Source organism: Nocardioides litoris, assembly GCF_006346315.1.
GTDB lineage: Bacteria > Actinomycetota > Actinomycetes > Propionibacteriales > Nocardioidaceae > Nocardioides > Nocardioides litoris.
The window spans coordinates 34,812-49,459 of record NZ_VDMR01000008.1 but is presented as its reverse complement, the minus strand read 5'-3'; the positions used below and the strand labels follow the sequence as shown (position 1 = coordinate 49,459).

Annotated in this window: 11 protein-coding genes; 4 read left to right on the top strand and 7 right to left on the bottom strand. The window is 74.3% G+C overall.

Annotated elements, in window-relative coordinates; genetic code table 11:
- The first annotated feature begins 1 nt into the window (after position 1).
- From FJQ57_RS18205 to FJQ57_RS18195, 3 genes are all read left to right on the top strand, one after another.
- Positions 2-349 (top strand): DUF2200 domain-containing protein, encoded by a 348-nt coding sequence (locus FJQ57_RS18205; protein WP_139983087.1) that lies wholly within the window; start codon positions 2-4, stop codon positions 347-349.
- A gap of 94 nt (positions 350-443) precedes the next feature.
- Positions 444-764 carry a hypothetical protein gene (locus FJQ57_RS18200; protein WP_139983085.1) on the top strand — a complete coding sequence of 107 codons (321 nt, stop codon included), beginning with the start codon at positions 444-446 and terminating at the stop codon, positions 762-764.
- A gap of 40 nt (positions 765-804) precedes the next feature.
- Positions 805-993, top strand: coding sequence for a hypothetical protein (locus FJQ57_RS18195; RefSeq protein WP_139983083.1), 189 nt, complete (start codon positions 805-807; stop codon positions 991-993).
- Here FJQ57_RS18195 and FJQ57_RS18190 read toward each other — a convergent pair.
- The 4 genes from FJQ57_RS18190 to FJQ57_RS23660 all read right to left on the bottom strand — a co-directional run bounded on the left by FJQ57_RS18190 (position 990) and on the right by FJQ57_RS23660 (position 5,841).
- Entirely contained in the window at positions 990-1,901 is a 912-nt protein-coding gene (locus tag FJQ57_RS18190) for a dioxygenase family protein (protein ID WP_139983081.1), read from the bottom strand. The two genes, FJQ57_RS18195 and FJQ57_RS18190, sit on opposite strands and share 4 nt — an antisense overlap.
- Positions 1,898-2,959 (bottom strand): maleylacetate reductase, encoded by a 1,062-nt coding sequence (locus FJQ57_RS18185; protein ID WP_139983079.1) that lies wholly within the window; start codon positions 2,957-2,959, stop codon positions 1,898-1,900. The genes FJQ57_RS18190 and FJQ57_RS18185 overlap by 4 nt, the downstream gene beginning before the upstream one ends.
- Positions 2,956-4,755 (bottom strand): FAD-dependent oxidoreductase, encoded by a 1,800-nt coding sequence (locus FJQ57_RS18180; RefSeq protein WP_139983077.1) that lies wholly within the window; start codon positions 4,753-4,755, stop codon positions 2,956-2,958. The genes FJQ57_RS18185 and FJQ57_RS18180 overlap by 4 nt, the downstream gene beginning before the upstream one ends.
- Before the next feature lie 147 nt (positions 4,756-4,902).
- Positions 4,903-5,841 carry a helix-turn-helix domain-containing protein gene (locus FJQ57_RS23660; protein WP_139983075.1) on the bottom strand — a complete coding sequence of 313 codons (939 nt, stop codon included), beginning with the start codon at positions 5,839-5,841 and terminating at the stop codon, positions 4,903-4,905.
- A 173-nt stretch (positions 5,842-6,014) separates the two neighbouring features.
- On the opposite strand from FJQ57_RS23660, the gene FJQ57_RS18170 reads away from it, so the two are divergent.
- Complete coding sequence (locus FJQ57_RS18170) at positions 6,015-8,318, top strand: catalase (RefSeq protein ID WP_281284287.1); 2,304 nt, start codon at positions 6,015-6,017, stop codon at positions 8,316-8,318.
- Positions 8,319-8,396: 78 nt separating this feature from the next.
- Here the strand turns inward: FJQ57_RS18170 and FJQ57_RS18165 are convergent, their stop codons facing one another.
- The 3 genes from FJQ57_RS18165 to FJQ57_RS18155 form a co-directional block, all read right to left on the bottom strand.
- Positions 8,397-11,708 carry an Ig-like domain repeat protein gene (locus FJQ57_RS18165; RefSeq protein ID WP_139983071.1) on the bottom strand — a complete coding sequence of 1,104 codons (3,312 nt, stop codon included), beginning with the start codon at positions 11,706-11,708 and terminating at the stop codon, positions 8,397-8,399.
- Positions 11,709-11,853: 145 nt separating this feature from the next.
- Positions 11,854-12,960: an NAD(P)H-dependent flavin oxidoreductase gene (locus tag FJQ57_RS18160; protein WP_139983069.1), complete on the bottom strand. Its 1,107-nt coding sequence runs from the start codon at positions 12,958-12,960 to the stop codon at positions 11,854-11,856.
- A complete protein-coding gene (locus tag FJQ57_RS18155) occupies positions 12,960-14,618 on the bottom strand; it encodes an acyl-CoA synthetase (protein ID WP_139983067.1) in 1,659 nt (552 codons plus the stop codon). The genes FJQ57_RS18160 and FJQ57_RS18155 overlap by 1 nt, the downstream gene beginning before the upstream one ends.
- Positions 14,619-14,648: the final 30 nt, after the last annotated feature.

Here is a 14,648-nt window from a genome sequence, read left to right as displayed (position 1 = left end):
CGTGCACCGGATCTCCGCCACCCCCGTCGCCTCGGTCTACCCGCACTACGTCGCCAAGGCGGAGCGCAAGGGGCGCACCCGGGCCGAGGTCGACGAGGTCATCCGTTGGCTCACCGGGTACGACGACGCCGCGCTCGCCCGGCACCTGGCCGACGGGACGACGTTCGCCGACTTCTTCGCCGGCGCGACCCTCAACCCGGACGTCGGCCTCATCACCGGGTCGGTCTGCGGGGTGAAGGTGCAGGAGGTCGAGGACCCGCTGATGCGGCAGGTCCGCTACCTCGACAAGCTCGTCGACGAGCTCGCGAAGGGCCGACCCATGGCCACGGTGCTGCGCTCGAGCACGTGAACCAGACCTGTCGATGACCGGGGCACCGGTGGATGCCCGGCCTGGTGGTCGCGACAGCGCGCGGTCGCCAGCCCAGCCGACTACCGTCCGACGCGTGCAGCAGGTCACCCTCCACGAGCAGCGACCGGAGAGGTCCTCGCGCGACCACGGCTTCCGGCACGGGGTGCGGGTCGCCTCCCTGGTCGGGGTCGGCGCGTCCGTCGTGGCCGTGGTCGCGGCCGAGACCGGCTCCCGCCGCCTGTTCCTGCTCGCGACCGTGGTGCCGCCGGCGGTCCTCGTGCTGGTGACCGCGGCGCAGGCCGACCAACGGCGGCGGTACGGCGCGGGGTTGCTGGTCGGGACCGCGTCGGGTGCCGTGGTGTGCCTGCTGGCGTTGCTGGTCTGGGCGGTGTCGGAGGGCGCCCTCGCGGGCTGACGCCCTGGACCGCCGCGCCACGCGCCGCGACCCTTCATCCGTGACGGTCGGACACCTGCTCCTCCTGCTGGCCGCGCCGCTGGTCGTGCTGACCGCGGTCGGCGCCCACGCCCGCGGCCTGCCGTGGCCGGCGGCGCTCGTGGCCGGCGTCCCGTTCCCGCTGACCTGGGCCTGGTGGTACGTCGTCGACGGCTCCCACCGCGACCGCGAGGTGCCCCGCCTGCCCTAGGTCGGCTCCCCCGGCGCGAGCACGACGTCGAAGCGCACGCTCGACCAGTCGCGGTCGTCGAGGTCGCGGCCGTCGGGTGGGGTCTCGTCGGCGCTGTGGGCGACGAAGTCCTTCACCAGTGACTCCTTGACGCCAAAGACGCTGTCGCGGTCGAGCAGCTCGTCGCCGCGCACGAAGATGTGGGTGACGAGCGTGCGCAGCCCGGGTGCGGTGACCATGAAGTGCAGGTGGGAGGCGCGCATCGGCGAGCGGCCCGTCGCGGCGAGCATCCGGCCGACCGGGCCGTCGTGCGGGATGGGGTACGGCGTGGGCGTGACCGCCCAGAAGCGGAACTCGCCCTCGGGGCCGGCCGCCAGCCAACCGCGCCCGGCGGTCCGCCCGTCGCCGTGCTGGACGTCGTAGAAGCCGTCCTCGTCGGCCTCCCAGACCTCGATCCGCGCACCCGGGACCGGCCGACCCCCGGTGTCGCGCACCGTGCCCTCGACCCAGCAGGGCTGACCGGGCGCGCCGCCCGCGACGTCGCCTCCCAGCTCGACCTCGGGGGCGTCCTCGACGAAGAAGGGGCCGAAGACCGTGGCCTCGGTGGCGTCGGCGTACGCCTCGTTGTTGATGGCGACGGTCTGCATCGACGCGCCGAGGGTGTCGGAGAGCAGGATGAACTCCTGGCGCTGCGCGTCGGTCGTGTGGCCGACGGCGGTGAGGAAGTCGATGCCCTGCTTCCACTCGTCCTCGGTCGGCCGGACCTCGCGCAGGAAGCCGTGCAGGTGGCGCACGAGCGAGGACAGCACCGTGCGCAGCCGCTCGTCCTCGGCGCCGGCGAAGGACTCGACGACGCGGTCGACCAGCTCCTCCTCGCGCGCTGCCTGCTCGGGCGGGACCTCGGGTCGGTCGTCGGGGGCTGGGCTCATCGGGGCTCGGCTCCTTCCCAGGCGTCGTGCAGCAGGCGGGTGAGGTCGTCCATGGTGACCGGGACCGGGTTGCCCTCGGGGACGACCGGCAGCACGGCCGCCGCCGCGTCGGGCACCTGGTCCTCCCCGAGGCCGAGGTCGCGCAGCGCCCGGGGTGCGTCAAGGCGGCGCCCGAGGTCCCAGAGCCCGGCGAGCCCGGTCTCGCTGCCGAGGGCGGCGGCGATCCGGGCGTCGGCCTCGGGGGCGCCGGGGGCGTTGAGGGCGAGCACGTGCGGCAGCACCACGGCGTGGGTGGGCGCGTGCGGGAGGTCGTAGCGACCACCCAGCACGTGGCAGGTCTTGTGGTGCAGGCCGGACCCCGCCGAGGCGAAGGCGATCGCCGACAGGTAGGCGCCGTAGAGCACCTGCTCGCGGCCCTCCAGCCCGCCGGGGTCGTCCACGACCCGCGGCAGCCCGGCGGCCAGGGCGCGGATCCCCTCGGTGGCCAGCGCCTGGTCGACGGGGTCGGTGCGCGGTGCCCACATCGAGTCCACGCAGTGCGCGAGGGCGTTGAGGCCCGAGGCCACGCTGAGGTCGACGGGCAGCGAGAGGGTGAGCGTGGCGTCGTACACCACGCAGCGCGGGAGCACCCGTGCGTCGACGCCCGTGGTCTTCGTCGAGCCCTCGGTCAGCCCCCACACGTCGGTCGCCTCCGAGCCGGCGTACGTCGTGGGCACGGCGACGATGGGCAGGCCGGTCTCGAGGGCGACGGCCTTGGCCAGCCCGGTCGTCGAGCCGCCGCCGACGCTGACCACGAGGTCGACGTCGTGCTCGCGGGCGGCGGCCCGGGCCCGCTCGGCCACCGCGACCGGGACGTGCATGACGACCTCGTCGTGGCGGAGCGCGACCGGCAGCCCGTCGGTGATGCGGCCGGCCAGGTCGGACTCGGCCCCGGCGGCGACGACCATCACCCGCTGCGCGCCCGTCCCGGCCACCTCGGCGGCCAGCGCCTCCGCCGCGGCGCCGCTCGCGAAGCGGACGCGCTGCGGCAGGGTCTCGTGGACGAAGCGCAGGCTCATGCGCGGCCCAGCACCTGGGTGAGCGCGTCGCGCAGCGCGGTCCGGGGGTCCTCGGCCAGCGTGGGGGCGCGCCAGGCGACGTGCTTGTCGGGGCGGACCAGCAGCGCCCCGCTCTCGTCGACCTCACGCAGCTTGGCCCAGTCGTAGTAGAGGTCGGTGACCTCGCGCCCGGGGCCGATGACGACGGTCTCGACCGGCACGCCGAGCTCGGCGCCCACCTCCTCCGCGGCCGCGGCCCACGCCTCGCCGGTGATCCCGGTGATGACCGTGAACCGGTCGTACGGCGCCAGGTCCATCATCGCGAGCCGCTTCGTGTGGTCGCCGACCCACGCGTGGGGCAGGTGGGAGCCCGGCACGGTGGACGGCGTGTAGTACAGCTCGGGGTCGCGGGTGGGCTCCGGCCGGCCCGCGCCGGTGCTGTCGGGGACGACGGCGGCCGACTCGTAGAACTGGCCGAGCTCGACGCCGTGGGCGTTGAACTCGTAGTTCTTCAGCTCCATCGCCTTCACCAGCGCCGCGCGCTTGGCCGCGCCCTCCGGCGTGCTGGCCTTGCGCTCCTCGATCCGCTCGACCATCTCGGCCTCGGTCCGGGCCTCCGTGACCCCGAGGGCGACGAAGAGGTCGACGAACTCGCGGCTGGACTTGTTGGCCCGCGTGACGACCTGGCGGGCGACCGGGGCGCGCTCCTCGGAGTAGGTCTCCAGCAGCGACGGGTCGGCCTGGCCCCGCAGCACGGCGGCCAGCTTCCAGGCCAGGTTGTAGGAGTCCTGGACCGAGGTGTTGGAGCCCAGGCCGTTGCTGGGCGGGTGGCGGTGCACGGCGTCGCCGGCGCAGAAGACGCGGCCCTGCTGCAGGTGGGTCGCGTACATCTCGTTGTTGCCCCACAGCGAGGTGCCCGTGATCTCGACGTCGAGGTGGGGCATGCCGAGCAGGTTGCGCACGATCTGCGTCGCGGCGGCCTCGTCGACCACCGGCGGCTCGTCCTCGAGGTCGTAGCCCCACACGATGAGCCACTCGTCCCAGGGCCGGATCATCCGCACCAGGCCGGCGCCGATGCCGCCGACGTCGGAGCCCGGCTGCACGACCCAGTAGAGGACCGAGGGCCGGTGGTCGCACCAGGCACTGATGTCGGCCTTGAACGTGATGTTCATCGATCCGGCGATGTCCATCCGGCCTTCGTAGGGCAGCCCGATGTCGGCCGCGACCTTCGAGCGCGCCCCGTCGGCGCCGATGAGGTACTTCGCGCGGATCGTGTGCTCCTGGCCGGTCAGCCGGTCGAGCACCCGCACGTCGACGCCGTCGGCGTCCTGGACGTGCGAGAGGTACTCGGTGGAGAATCGCGCCTGGGTGCCCCGGGCGGTGGCGTTGCGGACCAGGATCGGCTCGAGGTAGGTCTGCGGGATGTCGACGACCAGGCACGGCGAGGCCAGCCGGTAGTCACCCTCGCGGTCGGGCCGGGTGCCCCAGGTGCGGATGCGCCCGATCTCCTCCCCGGCGATCGAGGTGCAGAACACGGTGTCGCCGACCAGCTCGTGCGGCGTCGCGTCGGCCAGCACCTGCTCCTCGATGCCCAGGTCGCGGAAGACCTCCATGGCTCGCTGGTTGGTGATGTGGGCGCGCGGGGTGTTGGCGGTCCAGCGGTACTTGGTGATCATCACGTTGTCGATCCCGAGGGTCGACAGGAGCAGCGCCGCCGCGGAGCCCGCCGGCCCGGAGCCGACCACGAGCACGTCGGTCTCGATGGTCGCCGTCGTCGGGAGCTCGGTCTCCTGCTGGCCGTCGTCGAACGCGGGCATCGGGTCCCCCTCCTCCGCCGGCCCGGCGCCGGCGCTCGCCGCCAGTCTCGATCGGGCGGGCGACTGCGTCGACGGTGTGACGGCGGTCTCGGCCGGAACGAGCAGCGATGGCCGACCGACGCAGCACGGCCCGGCTCCTGCGGTCGGCTACCGGGTCGCCGCCGCCCGTCGTCGTACGTCGCTCGCGCGCTCGCCGTAGCGGGCGGCGAACGCGCCGGAGAAGTGGGCGGCCGAGGCGAAGCCGCAGCGGTGGGCGACCTCGGCGACCGTGAGCCGGGCGGCGGTGGGCTGCTGGAGCAGCGCGTGGGCGGCCTCGAGCCGACGGGCCAGCACGTGCTGCGGGAACGTCGTGCCGCCCTCGGCGAGGACCCGGGAGAGGTGGCGGGTGCTCAGCCCGACGGCCGCGGCGACCTGGGCGGCGGAGAGGCGCGGGTCGGCGAGGTGGCGGTCGACGTAGGCCTGGGCGGCGCTGCGGTGGGCGGCCGCCAGGTCGGCGCGCCCGGCCGGGCCGGCCAGGGCGGCGACCAGCTCGAGCACCGTCTCCTCGTCCACCGGCACCGGTGCCTCGGCCCGGACTGCGCGGTCGACCTCGCGGGCCAGCGTGTGCGCGTGGGTGTTGGCGCGCGCGGAGAAGTCGACCACCTGGGGCCGGTCGGGGACCTGCGTGCCGGTGCGGGCGGCGTACACCTCGCGCGGGACCTTGAGCACCAGCTCCTCCAGGCCGCGCGAGAAGCCGCGCATGAACGGCCGGTCGGCGTCGCAGACGAGCAGCTGGCCCGGCTGGAGCACCCGGACGCCGTCGTCGTGGTAGAAGAACGCCTCGCCGGCCAGGCTGAAGAACAGCGCCACCGACTCGGTCGGGCGGCGCAGGGCCATCGCCCGGTCGCGCTCGACGGCGTGGGAGGTGCCCGTGACGCGGGCCAGGTGGACCTGCCGCAGCTGCACGTTGAGCTCGGTCGCCTCCAGCGCGCTGCCGTCGAGGGTGCGGCAGCGCAGGCCGATGAGGGCGTCGGCGTTGTGCGTCTCCCACAGCTCGACGCGGCGGTCGTCGGGCAGCCCGACCGTCGAGAAGGAGACCGGCGTCATCTCGTCGACCGGGTCGCAGCGGCGCCGCGCCACCGCGCCGGAGCGCGACCGGCGGTCGACGGTGCGGTCATGACCGGAGCCTAGCCCGCGCCTCGCCCGTAGTGATGAGGGCGACGCACAGGGGCGTGGGCACCGGAAGAGTGGCCATCCGTTCCCCGACCAGGGAGAAGCACGTGACCCCACCCAAGCCCACCGACGTCGCCCGGAGCATCAAGGACTCCGTCGAGGACGTCGTGGACCGCACCGTCGACAAGGCGCAGGAGCTCCTCGACCCGCAACCGCCGGGCGTCCCCGGGCCGGAGCCCACGCCGCTGGAGGAGCCGACCGAGCCGCGCGAGCCGCTGCCGCCCAAGCCCGACCAGGGCACCCCCACGCCGCTGACCCCGACCGGGGAGCCACTGGCCGCGGAGCCGACGGACTTCGCCCAGCGCGGCGCGCACCTGACGACCGCGGGCGGCGTCCGGCTGGCCGACACCGACCACTCGCTGAAGGCCGGGCCCCGCGGACCGACGCTGCTCGCCGACCACCACCTGCGGGAGAAGGTCAGCCACTTCGACCACGAGCGGATCCCGGAGCGGGTCGTGCACGCGCGCGGTGCCGCGGCCCACGGCCGCTTCGTGTCCTACGGGACCGCGTCCTCGGTCTGCCGGGCCGGGGTGTTCGCCGAGGGCCAGGAGACGCCGGTCTTCGTGCGCTTCTCCACCGTGCTGGGCTCGCGGGGCTCGGCCGACACCGTGCGCGACACCCGCGGCTTCGCGGTGAAGTTCTACACCGACGAGGGCAACTGGGACCTCGTGGGCAACAACATCCCGGTCTTCTTCATCCAGGACGGCATCAAGTTCCCCGACGTCATCCACGCCGGCAAGCCCCACCCCGACCGCGAGATCCCGCAGGCCCAGAGCGCCCACGACACGTTCTGGGACTTCGTGTCGCTGCACACCGAGGCCCAGCACCACACCATGTGGAACATGAGCGACCGCGGCATCGCGCGCTCCTACCGGATGATGGAGGGCTTCGGCGTCCACACGTGGCGCCTCATCGACGCCGACGGTGGCACGTCGCTGGTCAAGTTCCACTGGAAGCCCGTGCTGGGAGTGCACTCGCTGGTGTGGGAGGAGGCGCAGCTGCTGAACGGGATCGACCCCGACTTCCACCGACGCGACCTCGCCGACGCGATCGAGGCCGGCGCGTTCCCCGAGTGGGAGCTCGGCATCCAGGTCTTCGAGGACAACGCCGAGCAGGTCTTCGAGGGCATCGACCTGCTGGACCCCACCAAGCTGGTGCCGGAGGAGCTGGCGCCGGTGCAGCCCGTCGGCCGGATGACCCTGGACCGCAACGTCACCAACTACTTCGCCGAGACCGAGCAGGTCGCCTTCCACACCGCCCACCTCGTGCCCGGCATCGACGTCACCGACGACCCGTTGCTGGCGGCCCGTCACTTCTCCTACACCGACACCCAGATCACGCGCCTCGGCGGGCCCAACTGGAACCAGCTGCCCATCAACCGCCCGCACGCCCCGGTCAACGACATGCTCCGCGACGGCTACGGCCAGCAGGCGGTGCACGGCGGCGTCGCGCCCTACAAGCCCAACACGCTCGACGGCGGGTGCCCGTTCTTCGCCGGCGCCGACCAGGGGGCGTTCGTCGACGCGCCGGTCACGGTCACCGCGGCGACGAAGGTGCGCGCCAACCCGGCGTCGTACGACGACCACTTCAGCCAGGCGCGCCTGTTCTGGCTGAGCATGACCCCGGTCGAGCGCGAGCACATCGTGGCGGCCTACACCTTCGAGCTGAGCAAGGTGTGGGAGCAGGCGGTCAAGGAGCGCCAGCTGCGCGCGCTGGCCAACATCGACCCGGTCCTGTGCCAGGAGGTGGCGACCGGGCTCGGCCTGCCGGCGCCGGGGCCGACCGTGGAGCTGGTCGACGCCGTGCCCAGCCCCGCCCTGTCGCAGGTCGGCGGCACCTGGCCCGCCGACGGCCGCATGGTCGGGATCGTCGTCGACGTCGACGACCCCGCGAGCCTCGAGGGCCTGCGGTCCCTGCGACGCACCGTCGATGCCGCGGGGATGGTCCCCGTCGTCGTCGCGGCCCGCGGGGGCGAGGTCGACGGGCAGCCGGTCCAGCGCACCTTCGCCGCCGGACGCTCGGTCGAGCTCGACGCCGTGCTGCTGGCCGGCAGCCCCGCACCCGCGCCCGACGCCCTCGTCGCGCGCGAGGCCAAGGCCGGTGGCACCGGCGCACCGGGCCTGGACCCCCGGGTGGCGCTGCTGGTGCAGGAGGCCTTCCGGCACGGCAAGGCGATCGGGGCCTGGGGTGCCGGCACCGACGCCGTGGTCGCCTCGGGCGTCGACGTCGGCGCCGCTGGGGTCGTCACCGGGGACGACCCGGCCGAGGTCTTCACCGCGGTCCAGGGGCTGCTCGGCGCCCACCGCGTGTGGGACCGGTTCACTCCCTCCCCCGCCGTCGCCGGCGCCTGACCACCACCGGCCGCCCCCGATCGTGGGCGGCCGGTGGCGGGTGCGCAGGTGCGCGGGTGCGGCCGAGGCCGCCGGGTCTCAGCGCACCAGGGTGACCCGGGCGACCGAACCGCGGCCGGCCATGACGACGGTCAGCCGGGCCCGGGTCCGCGGCTGGGCGGCCAGGGCCCGCCGGGCCCGGCCGTTGAGGGTCACGCGGACCGCGACGGTCCGACCACCGGCGACGGCGAAGGTGCCACGGCCGAGCACCGTGCCGCCTGCCCGCAGGACGACCGTGCCGCGGCACACCGCGCCGGCCGGGGTGCAGGCCATCCGGACCGTGCCCGTGCGGCGCTTGGCAGCGGCGTCGACCTTGCCGCCGACGACCCGGACGGCCGGCTTCGGCGCGGGCGGGACGACGACCGCGCGGACGGCGAGCGTGGTGCTGCCCGTGCCCGCCAGGACGCGGGCGTCCCCGGCGTACGACGCGGTGAGGGTGCGCGTGCCGGCCGTGGCCCAGGGGCCGACCGGGACGACGGCCGTGCCGTCGACGAGGTCACCGGCCCAGGTGGTGACGCCGTCGGTGAGGTCGACCCGGCCCGAGGGCGTCGCGCCGTCGGCGGTGACGGTGACCCTCATCGAGGCCGTCCGGCCCGTCTCGACGCTGGCCGGCCCGGCCACCGCGACGGTCGAGGCGACCGGTGCGACCGGCGCGGGCGTGACGGTCAGGACGACGGTGCCGCTGCTCCCGTCGACCGTGGCACTGCCGAGGTAGGTCGCGGTGAAGGTGCGCGTGCCCTCGGCCGTCGACACGCCGACCTCGAGGGTCGCGGCCCCGTCGACCAGGTCGACGGTGCCGAGCTCGCGCTCGCCCTCGCGCACGGTGACGCGGCCGCCGGGCGTGGTCCCCGGGGCGGCGACGGTGATCGCGAGGGTCGCGCCCTGGCCGACGGTGACCGAACCGGGGTCCACCGTCACCGTGGTGGTCGAGGCCAGCGGCGCCGGGGTCACGGTCAGGGTGCCGCTGCCGGTGCTGCCGGTCACCGAGCCGCTGCCCGCGTAGGTCGCGGTGAGGGTGCGGGTGCCGGCGGCGGCGTACGGGCCGACCTGGAAGGTGGCGGTGCCCGCGGTCAGCGGGGCCGTGCCGACGAGCTGGTCGCCGTCGCGCAGCGTGACCTCACCAGCGGGCGTCGTGCCCTGGGCGGACACGGTGACCGTGACCGTCGAGGCCTGGCCCGTCCGGACCGAGCCCGGCGAGGCCGCGACCGTCGTGGTCGAGGCGACCGGGGCCGGGGTCACGACGAGCGAGCCGGTGCCCGTGCTGCCGGTGACCGCGCCGCTGCCGGCGTACGTCGCGGTCAGCGTGCGCGTGCCCACGGTGGCGTACGGGCCGACCTGGAAGGTCGCCACCCCGCCGGACAGCGAGCTCGAGCCGACGACCTGGTCGCCGTCGCGCAGGGTGACCTCACCGGTGGGCGTGCTGCCCGCGGCCGCCACCGTCACGCGGACCGTCGAGGTGCGACCGGTCTCGATCGAGCCGGGGTCGGCGACGACCGTGGTGGTCGAGGCGACGGGGGCCGCGGTGACGGTCAGGGCGCCGGTGCCGGAGGCGGCGGCGAACGCGGTGTCCCCGGCGTACGACGCCGTCAGGGTGCGCTCCCCGGCGGCGGCGTACGGGCCGACGGTGAAGGTCGTGGCCCCGTCGGCCAGGGCCGCGGTGCCGACGACATCGGACCCGTCGCGCAGGGTCACCTCGCCCGTGGGCGTGGCCCCGGGGCCGGTGACCGCGACCGTCACGGTCGTCGTCTGCCCGGTGGCCGCCGAGGCGGGCGTGACGTCGACGGCGGGAGCCACCAGCACCGGCTCGCCGAGGGCGAAGGAGCCGAACCGGGCCGTCTCGCCGCCGGTGCCGTTGAACGCCGCGACACCGACGAGCGGGTCGGAGATGCCGTCGACGGCGTACCCGGCTCCGACGACGGTCCAGCTGGTGCCCTGGTCGAGGGAGTACGCCGCGCGCAGCCGGCCGTCGGCGACCCACAGCCGCAGCCGCACGTCGGTCTGGGCGCCCGCGGGCAGGGTGGCCGAGCCGGTGTAGGCGAGGGTGCCGGCGGTGACGCGGCCGAGCTCGACCTTCCAGCCGTCGGCCGGGGTGCGGATCACCGTCACCTTGCCGAAGTTGGCGGCGTTGCCCCACAGGACGAGGCCGCCCTGGAGGTAGTCGTCGGTCCCGTCGAGGGAGACGTCGGTCTCGGCCATCCAGCGGCCACCCGCGGGCGCGGGCTGGAGGACGACGTTGCGGGCGTTGGTCACGCCCCCGCTCAGGTCACCGGGCAGGGCGTCGATCGCGAGGACGCCGTCGGCGACGCGGCGGGCGGCGGGGTCGTCGTTCAGGACGGTGGTCCAGCGGCACCGGTCGAGCGAGGTGCCCGCGAAGGTGTCGTCCGGCTCGACGACGTTGTCGCAGACCGGGGGTGCGGGCTGCCCGACGTCGAGGTGGTCGAGGTTGACGTTGCCGTCGTCGCCGGGCTGGTAGCGGACGGAGACCTGGTTGGTCCCGGCGACGAGCGGCAGGTCGAGCGCGTAGTCGCCCCAGGTCTTCCACGAGGAGAAGCCCGGCAGGAAGACCGACTGCTGAGCACCGTTGACGTCGATGGTGACCCGCTTCGGGCCGTTGAACGGGTTGGGCCCGGCGCCGTAGCGCAGCGTCGCCGGATGGTTGCCGGCCTCGGTCGCGGTCACGGTGAAGGCGGCGGTCGCGCCGGCGGCCTGGATGCCGCCGACGAACCCGGTGCCGGTGAAGCCGGCGTGGTCGGAGGCCAGCGCCGCACCGCCGCTCAGTGCCGCGTCCTCGGCCTCGTACCGGGTGCCGACCCGCGGCGCCACGCGGAAGCTGTCGACGTTGAGCTGTCCGCTGTCGGCCGCGGTCCGGGTCAGGTCGAGCGTGTTGGCGCCGGCCGCGAGGTCGACGGAGGCCCAGACCACGCCGTAGCTGTTCCACGCGCCCGAGCCCGGGAGGGTCACCTGGCGGGGCGCGCCGTTGACCGTGAGGGTCAGCGTCCGGTTGGGGCCGCCGTTGGCGTAGCGGACGAACAGGTCGTAGGTCCCGGCGGCGGGCACCGCGGCCGTCACCGCGACGCCCTGGCCGGTCGCGCCGAAGCCACCGACGAACCCGGTGCCGGTGTAGCCCGCGTGCTCGGTCTGGCGGGTGACGCCGGTCAGGACGCCGTCCTCGGCCTCGATGACCGAGCCGGCGGCGGCGCGCTGGCCCACCGCTGCGGTCGGCTCGCCGGCGTACGACGGCGCCGCGGCCGCAGCCGAGGCGCCCGCGCCGAGGGCGACCGCGAGCACGCCGGCGACGAGGCGTCGCCCGCGGCTCAGGGTCGGGGTGGACAGGAGGAGAGCTGGAGACACGTCGGACGCCCCTTCGCGTGAGTGACGGTGGTCACGCAGAAGAGTGGGGCATCCGGCGTCCGGTCGACGGACTTTTGCGCCACAGTCGTCGAAACTGCGCCCAGTGGTCTAGCCCCGGCAGCGCACCCCGGTCACGGCCGACCGGTCAGACGAGCTTCTCCAGGCGGCGGACGGTCTCCTCGAGCTCCGAGACGAGCGAGGCCATCACCTCCGCGACGGGGCGGACCTCGTTCATGCGGCCGACGACCTGGCCGACGGGCATCGAGATGACGTCGGGGTCGTTGGCGGCGGAGATGCGGTTGTGGGCGTCGGCGACGAGGAGGTTCTGCAGCGGCATGGGCAGCGGGGCCGGGGCGCCGTCCTCGGCCCAGGCCTCGGTCCACCTCGTCTTGAGCAGGCGCGCGGGCTTGCCGGTGTAGACCCGCGTGCGCACGGTGTCGGAGGAGGTGGCGCGGGTGAAGGCGGTCTCCCAGGCGTCGCTGTTGGTGGCGCCCATCTGGCGGTACTCCTCGGTGCCGAGCCAGATCGACCCGGTCCACACCCCGGCCGCGCCGAGGGCCAGCGAGGCGGCGACCTGCCGGCCCGAGCCGATGCCGCCCGCGCCGAGCACGGGCACGTCGGGACCGACGGCGTCGACGACGTCGGGGGTGAGCACCATCGAGGCGACCTCACCGGTGTGCCCGCCGGCCTCGTAGCCCTGGGCGATGATCACGTCGACGCCGTTGGCCACGTGGCTCAGGGCGTGCTTGGCCGCGCCGGCGAGTGCGCCGACCTTGATGCCGTGCTCGTGGCACTTCTCGATGACGTCGACCGGCGGCGAGCCGAGCGCGTTGGCGATGAAGACCGGACGGTGCTGCAGCGCGACGTCGAGGTGGGAGCGAGCCACCGAGTGCAGCCAGCCGAGCACGCCGTCGCGGCCCTCGCCCTCGGGCAGCGGCGGCACGCCGAGCTTGAGCAGCGTCTCGTCGACGAAGTGCCGGTGCCCGTCGGGGATGTACGCCGACAGGTCGGTCGAGGTGCCCTCGGTCGGCACCTTCATCGGCATGACGATGTCGACGCCGTACGGCTTGCCGTCGGTGTTGTCGTCGAGCCAGGTCAGGACCCGCTCGAGCTCGTCGGGGTCGTTGAAGCGGACGCAGCCGAGCACGCCGAGGCCGCCGGCCCGCGAGACCGCGGCGGCGACGTGCTCGGAGGGCGTGAAGGCGAAGACGGGGTGCTCGATGCCGAGCTCGTCGCAGATCGGGGTGCGCATCAGGCGGTCACCCCCGCGGTCGCCGCGGCGGGCGCCCAGGAGGACAGCGCCATCTCCTTGGCCTTGGGGTACTGCGCCTTGCCGGTGGCGTTGCGCGGGATCTCCGGCACCAGGGTCAGGTGCCGGGGCAGCTTGTAGCCGGACAGCGAGGTGCGCAGGAAGGCGCGCAGCTCCTCCAGCTCGACGGCCTGGCCCTCACGGGGCTGGACCACGGCGGCGACGGACTGGCCGTACTTCTCGTCGGGCAGGCCGACGACGAGGCAGTCGTAGACGGCCGGGTGGGCCTTGATGGCCATCTCGACCTCCTCCGGGAAGACCTTCTCCCCGCCGGTGTTGACGCAGTTGGAGCCGCGGCCGAGGAGGGTGACCTTGCCGTCCTCCTCGATGCGGGCGAAGTCCCCGGGCACGGAGTAGCGCGTGCCGTCCACCTCGAGGAACGTGCGGGCCGACTTCTCGGGGTCCTTGTAGTAGCCGACCGGCACCGAGCCGCCGCGGCCGAGCCGGCCGACGGCGCCCACGTTGGTCGCCAGGTCGAGCGGCCGGTCGTCGTCGCCGAGCACGACGCTGCTGGGGCCGAGGCCGACGACCGGCCCGTCGGTCGAGATGTGGGCGGGGTCCTGCATGCCCATGCCCTGGAAGCCGGTCTCCGAGGCACCCACGGAGTCGGAGAAGATCCCGTGGGGGAAGGCCGCCATCCAGCGCTCCTTGACCGGCGGGCTGAAGATCGCGGCGCTGCTGCTGATGACGAACAGGCTCGAGGCGTCGTACGCCGCGTCGGTGCCGAGCCGGGACTCGTACTCCTCGATGAGGGGGCGGGCCATGGCGTCGCCGGTCATGAAGAGGAGCTGCACCTTCTCGCGCTCGACGACCTGCCAGACCGTGGCCGGGTCGAACTTGGGCTCGAGGATCGTCAGGTGGCCGGCGAAGAGGTGCATGAGCAGGCTGGCCTGGGCGCCGCCGTGCATGAGCGGGCTCATCGGGAAGGTGACCAGGCGCGGCTCGAGGGCCTGGCGCGACTGGTCGAGCTCCTCCAGCTCGACGCCGGTGTAGAAGTCGATGCCGCCACCGAGCACCCGCCAGAAGTCCTCGTGGCGCCACATGACGCCCTTGGGGAAGCCGGTCGTGCCGCCGGTGTAGATGATGTGGAGGTCGTCGGGGCTGCGCTCGCCGAAGTCACGGGCGTCGCTCTGCTCGGCGACCGCCTCGTCGTAGGGCACCCCGCCGAAGGCGGAGATGTCGGAGGCGTCGTCGGGCGCGGTGGCGTCGGGGATGGCCACGAACGTCTGGAGCCGGGCGTGCTTGGGCGCGGTGGCGGCGACCAGCGGGGCGTAGGTGCGCTCGAAGACCAGGCCGACGACGTCGGCGTTGTCGAAGAGGTAGTCGAGCTCGCCCTCGACGTAGCGGTAGTTGACGTTGATGCTCACCGCACGGATCTTCAGCACGGCCAGCACGGCGACGACGTGCTCGATGCTGTTCTTGGCGTAGACCGCGACGTGGTCGCCGGCCCCGATGCCCTGCTGCTGCAGGTGGTGGGCCAGGCGGTTGGCGTCGCGCTCCAGGTCGGCGTACGTCGCCGTGCGCGACCCGACCTTGACGGCCGGGTTGTCCGGCACGGCGTCCACGGCGTGCTCGAAGAGGTCTGCGAGGTTCAGGGCCACGGCGCGAGACTAGAACACGTTCCAGTTTTT

Coding starts and splice junctions, on each gene's coding strand:
- FJQ57_RS18185 (WP_139983079.1), bottom strand. CDS start 2,959: ATGAGCCTGCGCTTCGTCCACGAGACCCTGCCGCAGCGCGTCCGCTTC.
- FJQ57_RS23660 (WP_139983075.1), bottom strand. CDS start 5,841: ATGACGCCGGTCTCCTTCTCGACGGTCGGGCTGCCCGACGACCGCCGC.
- FJQ57_RS18180 (WP_139983077.1), bottom strand. CDS start 4,755: ATGCCCGCGTTCGACGACGGCCAGCAGGAGACCGAGCTCCCGACGACG.
- FJQ57_RS18160 (WP_139983069.1), bottom strand. CDS start 12,960: ATGCGCACCCCGATCTGCGACGAGCTCGGCATCGAGCACCCCGTCTTC.
- FJQ57_RS18190 (WP_139983081.1), bottom strand. CDS start 1,901: ATGAGCCCAGCCCCCGACGACCGACCCGAGGTCCCGCCCGAGCAGGCA.